The 12,922-nt window shown below is 70.6% G+C and carries 9 protein-coding genes; 3 read left to right on the forward strand and 6 right to left on the reverse strand.

Annotated elements, in window-relative coordinates:
- Positions 1–48 precede the first annotated feature (48 nt).
- Positions 49–1,239 carry an efflux RND transporter periplasmic adaptor subunit gene (locus LUTJ29_RS0101415; protein ID WP_051322577.1) on the reverse strand — a complete coding sequence of 397 codons (1,191 nt, stop codon included), beginning with the start codon at positions 1,237–1,239 and terminating at the stop codon, positions 49–51.
- 25 nt (positions 1,240–1,264) lie between these two features.
- Positions 1,265–2,008 (reverse strand): TetR/AcrR family transcriptional regulator, encoded by a 744-nt coding sequence (locus tag LUTJ29_RS15710; protein WP_051322578.1) that lies wholly within the window; start codon positions 2,006–2,008, stop codon positions 1,265–1,267.
- A 221-nt stretch (positions 2,009–2,229) separates the two neighbouring features.
- Between LUTJ29_RS15710 and LUTJ29_RS15715 the strand changes: the two genes are divergently transcribed.
- Both LUTJ29_RS15715 and LUTJ29_RS15720 read left to right on the forward strand, forming a co-directional pair.
- Complete coding sequence (locus tag LUTJ29_RS15715) at positions 2,230–3,429, forward strand: efflux RND transporter periplasmic adaptor subunit (RefSeq protein ID WP_043740025.1); 1,200 nt, start codon at positions 2,230–2,232, stop codon at positions 3,427–3,429.
- A gap of 6 nt (positions 3,430–3,435) precedes the next feature.
- Positions 3,436–6,603, forward strand: coding sequence for a multidrug efflux RND transporter permease subunit (locus tag LUTJ29_RS15720; RefSeq protein ID WP_051322579.1), 3,168 nt, complete (start codon positions 3,436–3,438; stop codon positions 6,601–6,603).
- A gap of 123 nt (positions 6,604–6,726) precedes the next feature.
- Here the strand turns inward: LUTJ29_RS15720 and LUTJ29_RS17940 are convergent, their stop codons facing one another.
- The 4 genes from LUTJ29_RS17940 to queD form a co-directional block, all read right to left on the reverse strand.
- Positions 6,727–8,931, reverse strand: coding sequence for a phospholipase (locus tag LUTJ29_RS17940; RefSeq protein ID WP_144774518.1), 2,205 nt, complete (start codon positions 8,929–8,931; stop codon positions 6,727–6,729).
- Between the two features lie 24 nt (positions 8,932–8,955).
- On the reverse strand, positions 8,956–9,885 hold the full coding sequence (locus LUTJ29_RS0101440) for an ankyrin repeat domain-containing protein (RefSeq protein ID WP_144774517.1): 930 nt from the start codon (positions 9,883–9,885) through the stop codon (positions 8,956–8,958).
- 131 nt (positions 9,886–10,016) lie between these two features.
- On the reverse strand, positions 10,017–10,421 hold the full coding sequence (locus LUTJ29_RS0101445; protein WP_027070984.1) for a phasin family protein: 405 nt from the start codon (positions 10,419–10,421) through the stop codon (positions 10,017–10,019).
- Between the two features lie 138 nt (positions 10,422–10,559).
- On the reverse strand, positions 10,560–10,916 hold the full coding sequence (gene queD, locus LUTJ29_RS0101450) for a 6-carboxytetrahydropterin synthase QueD (protein ID WP_027070985.1): 357 nt from the start codon (positions 10,914–10,916) through the stop codon (positions 10,560–10,562).
- Positions 10,917–11,062: 146 nt separating this feature from the next.
- Here queD and LUTJ29_RS0101455 point away from each other — a divergent pair, with 146 nt between their 5' ends.
- Complete coding sequence (locus tag LUTJ29_RS0101455; protein WP_027070986.1) at positions 11,063–12,745, forward strand: electron transfer flavoprotein-ubiquinone oxidoreductase; 1,683 nt, start codon at positions 11,063–11,065, stop codon at positions 12,743–12,745.
- Positions 12,746–12,922: the final 177 nt, after the last annotated feature.

A 12,922-nucleotide genomic window follows, 5' to 3' on the forward strand; every position in this document is an offset into this window, starting at 1 on the left:
CCTCCCCCGCGCGCGGGGGAGGGTCGGGGTGGGGGCGCGGGACCGACGTCAGCGGTTCTGCGTCTGCGGCTCCGGGTCGGCGGCCGGCTGGATCTCGTTGTTGATGGTGACCTCGGCCTCGTTGCGCAGCTTCAGCAGGCCGCTGGTGGCCACCTGCTCGCCGGGCTTGAGTCCCTCGACCACCGCGACCAGGTCGCCGCGGGTCGCCCCGGTGCGGACGAAGCGCTGGGTGACGACCAGCTTGTTGCCGGTGAGCGGGTTGCCCTGCATGTCGGTCTCGCCCTCCTTGCGCGGCACCTCGCTGATGACGAACACCGCGTTGCCGTAGGGGTTGAAGCTGACCGCGGTCTGCGGGATCACCACCACCTCGCGTTCGCCGCCCAGCGAGAACCGGACCCTGGCGAACGCGCCCGGGCGCAGCAGGTGCTCGGGGTTGGCCAGGGTGGCCTGGGCGGTGAAGTTGCGCGTGGACGGGTCGATCCGCGGCTCGATCGCGGTGACCTCGCCCTCGAACTCGCGGCCGGGCAGGGCGTCGACCGTGGCCCGGATCCTGGTGCCCGGCCGCAGCTTGTCCATGTACTGCTCGGGCAGGGCGAAGTCGAGGTGGATCGGGTCGAGCTGCTGCAGGGTCACGATCGGGTCGCCCGGCGAGACGAACTGGCCGAGGTTGACCCGGCGGATGCCGAGCTCGCCGGAGAACGGCGCGCGGATGGTCTTCTGCGCGATCAGCGCGCGCTGCGCCTCGACCTGCGCGCGCGCGTTGGCGGCCGCCGAGACGCGCTGCTGCACCTCGTCCAGCGAGACCAGCTGGTCCTTGCCCAGCTGCTGCCAGCGCTCGGCCTGGACCTCGGCCAGCCGCGCGGTGCTCTCCAGCGCCTTGAGCGTGGCCACCTCGTTGTCGGTGTTCAGGCGCACCAGGACCGCGCCGGCCTTGACCGGCTGGCCGGGCTCGAACTCGATCGCGCGCACCACGCCGCCGGCCTCGGTGGTCACCTCGGTGCCGTTGACGGCGACGAAGGTGCCGACCGCCTCGCCGTCGTCGCTCCAGCGCTGCGTGGCCGCGGTGGCGGCGCTGATCGCGGCCGCCGGCTGCGGCATGTTGTCGAAGAACTGGTTCATCTGCTGGCCGATGGCCCACTTGACGAGGAACACGCCGCCGAACACGAGCAGCGTCCCGATCAGCATCAGGACCATGCGCAGCGCGAACCGGGGCTTGCGCGGGGGATGGATGGTGGACATGGGGGAACCTTGGCGGGGGAACGGGTCAGCGTTGGGGTTGCGGGGGATACGGGCAGGCCACGCCGAAGACGTCGCGGCACAGGCGTTCGTTCATGCGGTCGAGCGCGTCGCCGTCGGCCGGGTCGAACAGGGGACGCCAGCCGAAGCCGTTGAGCAGGTAGTGCAGGTGCTGGAACAGCAGCCGGTAGGGGTCGCCGATGGCCGGGTCGAGCAGGCCCTGCTGCTGCACAAGCGTATGCATGCCCACGCACAGCAGCCATGGGCCGATCGTCAGGGCCTGGTCGGGCAGCGCGAAGCCGTCCGGCAGGTCGCCGTCGCGCCGCGCCTGGGCGGCGATGGCGTCGACCATTGCGCCGACCGGCTCCCAGGCATCGAGCGCGCGCTGGCGGCTCGCGGGCGAGGCCGCACCCCAGACCACGTCGCTCCAGACCAGCTGGGCCAGCCGGAAATGCTCTGGCTGCTCGCGCAGCACGATCAGGTCGGCCAGCGCCAGCGCGACGATGCGCTCGCGGGTCGGGCCGCGCCAGCGCGCCGCCCGCTCGAACAGGCCGATCCGCTCGAGGCTGTTGCGCGTGGCCAGCGCCACCAGCAGATCCTCCTTGCTGGCGAAGTGCCGGTACAGGGTGCCCGTGGCGTACTCGCACTCCTCGGCGATGCGCGACATCTGCAGGTTGAGCAGGCCGTCGCGCTGGATCAGCGCCTGCGCGCAATCGAGGATCCTGGCCTCGCGCAGGGCGAACTCGCGTTGCTTGCGTGCAGTGGTGTTCAAGGCGGGGGATCCGGCGGGGCGGCCGCCCGGGCCGGCAGCTGGGCGGGCGTGGATTGTGAACCGGATTCATTCCATGATCCAGTCTCACGGACTGCGATCGCAGTCGCGGATGCTCTGACTTGTGGCAGTGGTGCGGACCGGGCACCACTCGTATACTGTCCAGTACAGTAATTACAACACCCGGCCGGCGCCCGCGCGCGTCGCCTGACAGGGATTGCCCCATGCGCCGCTTGCCCGCCTGTATCCCCCTGCTCCTGCTGCTGTCCGCCTGCGGTGGCGACCAAGCCCCGCAAACGCCTCCCCCGCCCGAGGTCGGCGTGGTCGAAGCCAAGGCCACCGACCTGCCGCTCACCCTCGACGTGGGCGGCCGCCTGACCGCATTCCGCAGCGCCGACGTGCGCGCGCGCGTGTCCGGGGTGCTGCAGCGGCGCGCCTACACCGAAGGCAGCGACGTCAAGGAAGGCGAGGTGCTGTTCGTCATCGATCCGGCCCCGCTGCAGGCGGCGCTGTCCAATGCCCGCGCCGCGCTCGCCCAGGCCGAGGCCAACTACGCGAACGCGCGCGCCAACGCCGAGCGCGCGCGCCGGCTGGCGCCGCAGAACTACGTGTCCGCCGCCGACCTCGACAACGCGCTGGCCGCCGAACGCAGCGCCCAGGCCGCGGTCCAGGCCGCGCGTGCGGCGGTGGAGACGGCGCAAATCAACCTCGGCTACGCCACCGTGCGCGCCCCGATTGCCGGCCGTGCCGGGCGCCAGAGGGTGACCGAAGGCGCCCTGGTCGGCCAGGGCGAGGCGACCCTGCTCACCACCGTCGACCAGATCGACCCGCTGTACGCGAACTTCTCGCTGGGCGTGGGCGAGCTCGACCGCATCCGCCAGGCCCAGGCCGCGGCCCCGGACGCCGCCTCGAGCGTGGACGTGGTGCTGCCCGACGGCAGCGTGCATCCGCACGCCGGCACGCTGGACTTCTCCGGCGACGTGGTCGACCCGGCCACCGGCGCGATCTCGATGCGCGCGGTGGTGCCGAACCCCGAAGGCCGCCTGCTCCCCGGCACCTACGTCAGCCTGCGCGCCAGGCTCGGCCAGCTGCGCGGCGTGTTCGCCATCCCGCAGGCGGCGGTGCAGCGCGACGCGCGCAGCGCCTACGCCCTGGTGGTGGACGCCGACGGCCAGGTCGCGCGCCGCGACCTCGAGCTCGAACGTGCCGAGGGCGGCGACTGGATCGTGTCCTCCGGCCTGTCCGAGGGCGACCAGGTGATCGTGTCGGGCCTGCAGAAGGTCCAGCCCGGGGCGCCGGCCAAGGCCGTGCCGTGGACCCCGCAGGGCGCGGCCGCCGCGCCGGCCGCAGCCGGACAGGCGCCTGCGCCCGCGGACAACGCAGGCAATGCCGGCGACGACGCCGGCGACGGCAAGCAAGACTGAGCCGCCATGCCCCGTTTTTTCATTCACCACCCGGTCTTCGCCTGGGTCGTCGCGATCCTGATCTCGCTCAGCGGCATGATCTCGCTGCTGAACATGGGCGTGGAGTCGTACCCGAACGTCGCCCCGCCGCAGGTCACGGTCAACGCGACCTATCCGGGCGCCGACGCGCGCACCGCCGAGCAGGCGGTCACCCAGGTCATCGAGCAGCAGCTCACCGGCATCGACAACCTGCTGTATTTCAGCTCGACCTCGAGCTCGTCGGGCCGTGTCTCGATCACCCTGACCTTCGAGACCGGCACCGACCCGGACATCGCCCAGGTGCAGGTGCAGAACAAGGTCGCGCTGGCCACGCCGCGGCTGCCTTCGGAGGTGGTGCAGCAGGGCGTGGTGGTGGCCAAGGCCAACAGCGGCTTCCTGATGGTGGTCGGGCTGCGCTCCAGCGACCCGTCCATCGACCGCAACGCGCTCAACGACCTGATCGCCTCGCGCGTGCTCGAACCGCTGGCGCGCGTGCCCGGCGTCGGCAACACCCAGCACTTCGGCTCCGAGTACGCCATGAACATCTGGCTGGACCCGGTGAAGCTGCAGGGCTACGGGCTGTCGGCGACGGAGGTGCTGCAGGCGGTGCGCTCGCAGAACGCGCAGTTCGCCGCCGGCTCGATCGGCTCCGACCCGGCGCCGGCCGGCCAGGGCTTCACCGCGACGGTGGCGGCCGAAGGCCGCTTCAGTTCGCCCGAGGAGTTCCGCAACATCATCCTGCGCGCCGACGCGGACGGCGCGATCGTGCGTCTGGGCGACGTGGCGCGGGTCGAGGTCGGCGCGCAGGGCTACGGCTTCGACGCCAAGTTCAACGGCCAGCCGACCGGTGCTGTCGCGGTCATGCTGCAGCCGGGCGCCAACGCGCTCGCGGTGGCCGAGGCGGTGACCGCGCGCATGGACGAACTCCAGGCCACGTTCCCGCCGGGCGTGGAGTGGTACACGCCGTTCAATTCGACCACCTTCGTCCGCATCGCCATCAACGAGGTGGTCAAGACCCTGGTCGAGGCGGTGGTGCTGGTGTTCCTGGTGATGCTGCTGTTCCTGCAGAACATCCGCGCCACCATCATCCCGACCCTGGTGATCCCGGTCGCGCTGCTCGGGACCTTCCTCGGCCTGAGCCTGATCGGCTTCACCGTCAACCAGTTGACCATGTTCGCGATGGTGCTGGCGATCGGCATCGTGGTCGACGACGCGATCGTGGTGATCGAGAACGTCGAGCGGATCATGGCCGAGGAGCACCTGCCGCCGCTGGAGGCCACCGAGAAGGCGATGGGCCAGATCACCGGCGCGGTGGTGGCGATCACCGTGGTGCTGGCGGCCGTGTTCATCCCCAGCGCGCTGCAGGGCGGCGCCTCGGGCGAGATCTACAAGCAGTTCGCGATCACGATCGCGATGGCGATGGCGTTCTCGGCGTTCCTGGCGCTCGGCTTCACACCGGCGCTGTGCGCGACCTTCCTCAAGCAGCACGCGCCGCCCGGCGAGCGCTCCGAGAACCGCTTCGTGCGCGGCTTCAACCGTCTGTACGAACGGGTGAGCCGCACCTACGTCGGCCATATCGGCAGCGCGATCTCGCACGCGCCGCGCTGGATGGTGGTGTTCGCCGTGCTCGCGGTTCTGTGCGGGGTGCTGTTCACGCGCCTGCCGGGCAGTTTCGTGCCCGAGGAGGACCAGGGATACGCGCTGGCGATCGTGCAGCTGCCGCCGGGTGCGACGCTGCAGCGCACCCAGGCCGTGTTCGAGCAGGTCCGCGCCACGCTGGAGAACGTGGAAGGCTACGACAGCATGATGCAGATCGCCGGCTTCAGCTTCGTGGGCCAGGGCGAGAACGTCGGCATGGCCTTCATCCGGCTCAAGCACTGGGACGAGCGCGACGTCACCGTGCCCGAATTCATCCAGAACGCCAACGGCGCGTTGTTCGGCATCCGCGACGCCTCGATCTTCGTGGTCAACCTGCCCACGATCCAGGGCCTGGGCCAGTTCGGCGGCTTCGACATGTACCTGCAGGACCGCGCGGGCGTCGGCCGCGAGGTGCTGGGCCAGGCACGCGACACGCTGCTTGGCGCCGCGGCGCAGCGCAGCGACGTGCTCACCGGGGTGCGTCCGAACACGCTGGCCGATTCGCCGCAGCTGCAGCTCGGCGTCGACCGCGCCCAGGCGCACGCGATGGGACTGTCGGTGGGCGACGTGTACAACGCGATCCAGCTGATGCTGGCGCCGGTGTACGTCAACGACTACTTCTCCAACGGCCGCATCAAGCGCGTGATCATGCGCGCCGACGCCCCCTACCGCACCGGCCCGGAGTCGTTCGCGCACTTCTACAGTCCCTCCAGCCTGCAGCGCGGCGAGGACGGCAACCCGGCGATGATCCCGCTCAGCAACGTGGTCTCGTCGGAGTGGATGATGAATACCCCGTCGCTGACCCGCTACAACGGCTACGCGGCGATCAACATCAACGGCTCGCCGGCGCCGGGGCGCAGCTCGGGCGAGGCGATGGCGGCGATGGAGGACATCGTCGTCAACGAGCTGCCGTCGGGCATCGGGTTCGACTGGACCGGCCTGTCGTACCAGGAAATCATCGCCGGCAACACCGCGACGCTGCTGCTGGTGCTGTCGGTGCTGGTGGTGTTCCTGTGCCTGGCCGCGCTGTACGAAAGCTGGTCGATCCCGGTCTCGGTGCTGCTGGTGGTGCCGCTGGGCATCCTCGGCGCGGTCGTCTTCACCATGCTGCGCGGGCTGTCGAACGACATCTTCTTCAAGATCGGCCTGGTCACCGTGATCGGCCTGGCGGCGAAGAACGCGATCCTGATCGTGGAGTTCGCCGTGCTCGAACGCGCCGCGGGCAAGACCCTGCGCGAGGCGACGGTCGAGGCCGCGCGCCTGCGCCTGCGCCCGATCCTGATGACCTCGCTGGCGTTCATCATGGGCGTGACCCCGATGGCGCTGTCGACCGGCGCCGGCGCCAACGCGCGCCACGCCATCGGCACCGGCGTGATCGGCGGCATGCTGTTCGCCACCTTCCTCGGCCTGCTGCTGATCCCGGTGTTCTTCGTGGCCGTGCGGCGGATGCTGGGCGACCGGATGGACGAGCCGCTGCCGGGCCACGACGCCGGCAAGCTGCCGCCGGCCGCGCACTGACGCGTCCTTGCCTGCCGGGCCGCGCCGGCAGGCCGTTCGATCGCCATCGTTGGGCCGGGAGGGACGCCCGCCGGACGCCGAACCGGGGTCGCGCCCGGCGTGGGCGCGAGGCGCCGGGCAGGGTCAGCGGGCCAGCAACGCGTCCGCCGCCTGGCGTGCCTCCGTGTCCTGCTGGATGGACCCTGACTGCGCGGCGCGCGCTTCCAGCTCCACCTGTCCCGACTGCATCCACAGGCGCGCCGGCGGGGTCTCGAGCAGCGCGGCGGCGCTGGCGCTGATCTTGCCGGCGTCGCCCTCGCGAAGTGCGTCGAGGAACCGCGTCATCGCCTGCCCCGATTCGCCGCGCAGCACCGACTGCAGCGGCGTCTGCGCCGCTTGCGCCTGGTCGCGCCCGCGATCGAGCAGCTCGCGCGCGGCCCGCTCCCTGCGCGCGATCTCGGCATCCAGGCTCGGGATCACGGCCGTGGCCATGCCGTGGCGTGCGAGGCCCTCGTCCAGCGCGGGCCCGGCCTGGCGAGCGAGGCGGACCGTGCCATGCAGTCCCAGCGCGCCGGCGGGGTGGTTCGGTGCGTGCGTGGCGACGGTGCCGACGAGGAAACCGGTGGTCGCCCCCAGCCTCGCGCCGGCGCCCGGCCCGCGCTGCGTCGTGGCATCGATGCGCGCGCCAGTCGCGTGCAGCGCGTCGGAGACGGCGTCGCCCGTCCGGTGCACGCCACCACGCACCGATGCGCCATGGCGGCCGAGGTCTCCGGCCAGTGCGGCACCGACCGCATCGGCGACGAGCCGGTAGCGCCCCGCGTCGGCGCGACCGCGTTCCAGCGCGTCCGCCGCCGCGGCGACGGCCTCGGTCCTGGCCTGCCGGGCGCGCGCTTCGAGCGACGCGGCGAGTTCGCCGGAGCGTTCCTGCATGTCGCGCCCAAGTCCGCCGGGGAGTCCTCCCGCGATCCAGTGGACGCCGCGTGCGCCAGTTGTGCCGATCGAGTAGACGCGAGCTTCCATTGCACCTCCCACGCGCAGCGCGAGGGCTTCGGCACTCGCACGGTACTCGCGCCACTGGGCGGCGAGTGCGCCGCCGTTGCGCACGCCGTGGTCGATGGTGATGCCCGCGACGCGGTAGCCCTGGCCGGCGAAATCCCCCGCGTGCGCCCATGCGTGCGACGCGGTGGTGCCGGTCCATTCGAGTCCGCCGCGCGCTGCCGCCCCGCCCGCTTCCAGCAGTTCGCCCATGCGCCGTCCGGCCTCGGCAGAGCGCGCGGTCGCGGCGAGCACGCTCAACATCGGCCCGGCGAGGCGATGCAGGTCCGCGATCGACGCGGCTTCCTCGCGCGCCACCAGCGACTGGCCCTGGGCGGACATCGCAACCAGTGGCGGCATGCGTCGGCCGGCCGCCTGTGGCAACTCGCCCAGCAGCGCGGCGCCGTCGCCGCGCGCCAGCCGGTCCACGAAGGCGTGGATCGCGGGATGCGAGGACCCGGGGACGCCGTTCGACAGCGCCTGCTCGAGCCGCCCGCGCGCTTCGGGGACTTTGCGCAGCATTGTCGCGGTGTCGGCGAGGATCCCGGCCAGTCGCCGCCGCGAGGCGGGATCGAGGCTGGCCAGGTCGCCCTGGATGCCGTCGTTGAGCACGTCGCCCTTGACGTGCCAGGCGGTGACGGTGCGTGCGGTGTCGTAGATCCGAAGGCCATCGTTCTCGCGTGCGAAATGGGCGACGGTCTCGGGATGCAGGCCGGCCGCATTGAGCGTCACGGTGCGCATGCCGGTAACCGCCGATGCCGCGGCTGCGAGCCCGCCACCGAGGCTGTGGCCGGTGATGTCGAAGTCGAGGCCGCCACGCTGGAGCATTGAGGCGAGCTGCATCGCGCGATCGTAGTAGTCGGTTCGCAATCCGACCGACTGTGGGAAATTGTTGCCCAGAAAGTCTTCCGCGGCCGTGGATCTTGGCATTCCACCTGGCCCGATCACCTCACCGGCCGACCCCTTGAACACGAGCGTAGGCTTGAATCCCGGTCCCAGTACTTCTGGATCAGGGATATAGATTTCCGCGCGGAAGCCGGAATCGTTGGGTTGCAGCAGGAGCCTCAGCTTCTCGTCGCTAATGTCTAGATCCGGCATGAGTTCTCGCAGCCGCCCTAGGTCTTCGGTGACCCTGATCCAGCCTGATGGTGGGGTGCCCGCGGCCATGGCGGAGTCGTAGACATCTGCCGAGAGCGCGGCCATCTGGCGCGCGTGAAGCAGTTCGTGCAGTCCGGCAGCACTCGCATGGGCAGCGGGATCCCGGCTCTTGCCGAGCTCCGAGATCAGCGACTGCCGTTCGGCGTTTCCATCCATGGAACATCTCCCATCGCATGGGGACTAGAGAAGGGGAATCTCGGCCTCGTCGTGCGGAAACCCCAGCCGCTCCCGCATCAGCCGGTAATGTTGCGGCATCGGCGGACGTTCGAATCCATGTCCCAGGAGCCAGTGCTGGCATTTCCGTTGCCAGGTCGGATCGTCCGGGTTTCCGGGGTGCCAGAAGATCGCCTCTATGGCGTGCGAGTCCGGGCTGCGAACCGGCTCGTCAAGAGCGTAGTCGAGCGTCGGATCCGCGCCGCGTTCCAAGAGCCAGTGGGCCATCATGAAGCCGCCCCTGGCGGCATAGGTCGTGAGGATGGTGGAGGCCGGCGATGCCTCGATGTCCACGTCGGCACCCCTCTCCACCAGCAGCTGCACGTTGCGCCATTTGTTCTGCTTGATGAAGGCATGGAACAACAGCGCTTCGCCATTGGCGTTGCGCGTGTCGGGGTCGCCGCCGTGGTCGAGCAGGATCCCCAGGTAGACCGGATCGTCCTGCTCCGCAGCCCAGACCATGGCGTTGCCGTAGTATTGGGGGCTGCTGCCGCTGCGCACGGGAAACGGCTTCTTCGCATTCGGGTCGGCGCCCGCCTCCAGCATGGCGCGCAGGCCTTCGGGGCTGCCGCTGTAGATCGGCCAGGCGAGCAGTGGCATGCCGCCGTTCTGGCCGCCGAAGATCACGTCGGGATCCACGCCCTCGTCCTGCATGAGGCGCCGGACTTCGGTGGCGTCGCCGCGTTCGGCGGCGATGGCCAGGGCCTGGGCGCGGGGATCGGGGAAGGCGCGTTCGAGCGAAGCCTGGTATCGCGAGCGGGGCTGCGATGCGGACAGGTCGAAGCCGCAGCCCGGGAGCGATAGCAGCAGGCAGGCCAGCAGTGCGACCAGCCATGGCCGGGCGATGCCCAAGCCCGTGCGCGGCGCGCGCGCGATCGCCTCCTTCACTCCATCCATGGCGTGTTCCGGTGCGTGCGGTGGCCCAAGCATACCCGCATGCTGCGGACACAAAAAAGCCCGGCAGCCTGGGCTGCCGGGCCTGGTGCGTCGACGGCGCGGGGAGGGACGCGTCGCCGGCGGCTGGGGGATCAGCGGCGCTTGCCGGCCTTGGAGGCCGAAGCGACGACGCTCTCCGCCTGGGCCTGGGCCTTGGCGGTGGCGCTCTCGAGCTGGGTGCGGGCCAGTTCGGCGATCGCCTCGTTGGTCTTCACGGTCGCGCCGAGCACTTCCTGGCCGACGCTGATGATGCGCTCGACGTTCTCGCGGGCCACCTGCACGCCCTTCGGGAACAGCGTCTTCAGGCCGTCCAGGTCGCGCACGTCGGCCGCCTGGCCGAGGAACGAGAACGTGGCTTCGGTGTTCTCCTCGATCGCGGCCAGCTGCATGCCGAAGACCTTCTGGGCGTTCTCGAGGGCGAGGTGGTTGATGCGGGCGGCGGCGTCGGCGAACTGCCGGGTCGCGGCGGCGAACTGCTCGTTGTACTGGTAGTTCATGGTGATCTCCTGCGATCGGGCGGCACGGACTTGCCGGTTTGTGCGGTGCACCATAACTCCGTTCTTGCTGCATTGCAACAAGATTCGGCCGCTTCCCGCCCGTGCGTTCAGGAGTCCAATAAAATCAAGGCGTTATGGTCAAGGCCCGGTATACCGGCAGCCCGAGGTGCAGGTCTCGTGGACCACCACTGCGCTGAGCGCGGGCAGGGCCGGGCGCAGCCGCTCCCAGATCCAGACGGCCAGGCGCTCGCTGGTCGGGTTCTCCAGCCCCGGCACCTCGTTGAGGCAGTGGTGGTCGAGCTGGTCGTAGAGCGGCCGGAACGCGGCCTTGATGTCGGCGAAGTCCATCACCCAGCCGGTGTCCGGCCCCGGCTCGCCGCTGACCTGCAGCTCGATCCGGAACGAGTGGCCGTGCATGCGCCCGCACTTGTGGCCCGGCGGCACGTTCGGCAGCCAGTGCGCGGCTTCGATGGTGAAGCTCTTGAAGATGTCCATCGCGGGATTCTCCGCGCATGTCCGGCGGCCGGCAATGCATGCCGCGTCGAAGGATGCGCCAGCGTACGTTAGGATGACGGGCCGCGCGCGGCCACCGGCCGTGCGGGATCCGTCCTCTCACGTGCCGTCCGCGAGCAGCGCCGCCCATGACCCCAGAAGAACTGTTGAGCAAGTACGGTCCCCGCGAGTCCATGGAGTACGACGTGGTGGTCGTGGGCGCCGGCCCGGCAGGGCTGGCCACCGCGATCCGCCTCAAGCAGCTGGCCGCGGAGTCCGGGCGCGAGGTCTCGGTCTGCGTGCTGGAGAAAGGCTCCGAGCCGGGCGCGCACATCCTCTCGGGCGCGATCATGGATCCGCGCGCGCTGTCCGAGCTGTTCCCCGACTGGGAGTCGCGCGGCGCGCCGCTGAAGCAGCCGGTCACGCGCGACGAGTTCCTGTTCCTGGACGAGGGCAAGGCGAAGGCGACGCCCGACTTCTTCCTGCCCGACTGCTTCCGCAACCACGGCAACTACATCGTCTCGCTGGGCGCGGTCACGCGCTGGCTGGCGCAGCAGGCCGAGGCGCTGGGGGTGGAGATCTTCCCGGGCTTCGCCGCGGCCGAGGTGCTGTACGACGACGCCGGCGCGGTGCGCGGCGTGGCCACGGGCAACCTCGGCCTGGGCAAGGACGGTGAACCCACGCCCGAGTTCCAGCTGGGGATGGAACTGCTGGCGAAGTACACCATCTTCGCCGAGGGCGCGCGCGGCCACCTGGGCCGCCAGCTGATCGCGAAGTACCGCCTCGACGAAGGCCGCGACCCGCAGAGCTACGGCATCGGCATCAAGGAGCTGTGGCAGGCCGATCCCGCGAAGCACCAGCCCGGCCTGGTGGTGCACACCGCCGGCTGGCCGCTGGACGCGAACACCTACGGTGGCTCGTTCCTGTACCACGCCGAGGACGGGAAGATCGCGGTCGGCTTCGTGGTCGGGCTCGACTACGCCAATCCGTACCTGAGCCCGTTCGAGGAATTCCAGCGCTGGAAGACCCATCCGGCGATCCGCAGGCACCTGGAGGGTGGCAAGCGCATCGGCTACGGCGCGCGCGCGATCACCGCCGGCGGACTGCTGTCGCTGCCGAAGCTGGTGTTCCCGGGCGGCGCGATGGTCGGCTGCGAGGCGGGCTTCCTCAACGCCAGCCGGATCAAGGGCAGCCACGCCGCGATCAAGACCGGCATGCTCGCGGCCGAGGCCGCGTTCGCCGCGATCGGCGAGGGCCGCGCGCGCGACGAACTCGCCGCGTACCCGCAGGCGTTCGAATCGAGCTGGCTGCATGCCGAACTGCGCCAGGCGAGGAATTTCAAGCAGTGGTTCAAGAAGGGGCGCAGGCTGGCCACGCTGATGACGGGCATCGAGCAGTGGCTGTTGCCGAAGCTGGGCATCCGCAATCCGCCGTGGACGCTGCACCGGGACAAGCCCGACCACGCCTGCCTGGAGCCGGCCTCGCGCCACCAGCGCATCGCGTATCCGAAGCCGGACGGCGTACTCACCTTCGATCGCCTGAGCTCGGTGTTCCTGTCGAGCACGATCCACGACGAGGACCAGCCCAGCCACCTCACGCTGAAGGACGCCTCGGTGCCGGTCGAGGTGAACCTCAAGCAGTACGCGGGCCCCGAGGCGCGCTACTGCCCGGCCGCCGTGTACGAATTCGTGGGCGAGGGCGAGGACGTGCGCCTGCAGATCAACTTCGCCAACTGCGTGCACTGCAAGACCTGCGACATCAAGGACCCGACCCAGAACATCGTCTGGGTCGCGCCGCAGGGCGGCGGGGGTCCGAACTACGCCGGGATGTAAGGCGCCGCCCGCGCAGGCGGCGCATCCCCGGATGCGCGGACCGACCTCGCCGTTCCACGTCCTGCGGCGCGCCTGCGGTGCGGGCCGCGGTGGCGCACCGTGGACTGCAGAAGGTGTTGCTGACCAGGACGAACGCCTGATCGACGCCGGGCAGCCCGGCATCGGCCGGCCGTCAGC

The organism is Luteimonas sp. J29, from assembly GCF_000472505.1.
Classification (GTDB): domain Bacteria; phylum Pseudomonadota; class Gammaproteobacteria; order Xanthomonadales; family Xanthomonadaceae; genus Luteimonas.

Coding starts and splice junctions, on each gene's coding strand:
- LUTJ29_RS0101415 (WP_051322577.1), bottom strand. CDS start 1,239: ATGTCCACCATCCATCCCCCGCGCAAGCCCCGGTTCGCGCTGCGCATG.
- LUTJ29_RS15715 (WP_043740025.1), top strand. CDS start 2,230: ATGCGCCGCTTGCCCGCCTGTATCCCCCTGCTCCTGCTGCTGTCCGCC.
- queD (WP_027070985.1), bottom strand. CDS start 10,916: ATGGACATCTTCAAGAGCTTCACCATCGAAGCCGCGCACTGGCTGCCG.
- LUTJ29_RS15720 (WP_051322579.1), top strand. CDS start 3,436: ATGCCCCGTTTTTTCATTCACCACCCGGTCTTCGCCTGGGTCGTCGCG.
- LUTJ29_RS0101455 (WP_027070986.1), top strand. CDS start 11,063: ATGACCCCAGAAGAACTGTTGAGCAAGTACGGTCCCCGCGAGTCCATG.
- LUTJ29_RS17940 (WP_144774518.1), bottom strand. CDS start 8,931: ATGGATGGAAACGCCGAACGGCAGTCGCTGATCTCGGAGCTCGGCAAG.
- LUTJ29_RS0101440 (WP_144774517.1), bottom strand. CDS start 9,885: ATGGATGGAGTGAAGGAGGCGATCGCGCGCGCGCCGCGCACGGGCTTG.
- LUTJ29_RS0101445 (WP_027070984.1), bottom strand. CDS start 10,421: ATGAACTACCAGTACAACGAGCAGTTCGCCGCCGCGACCCGGCAGTTC.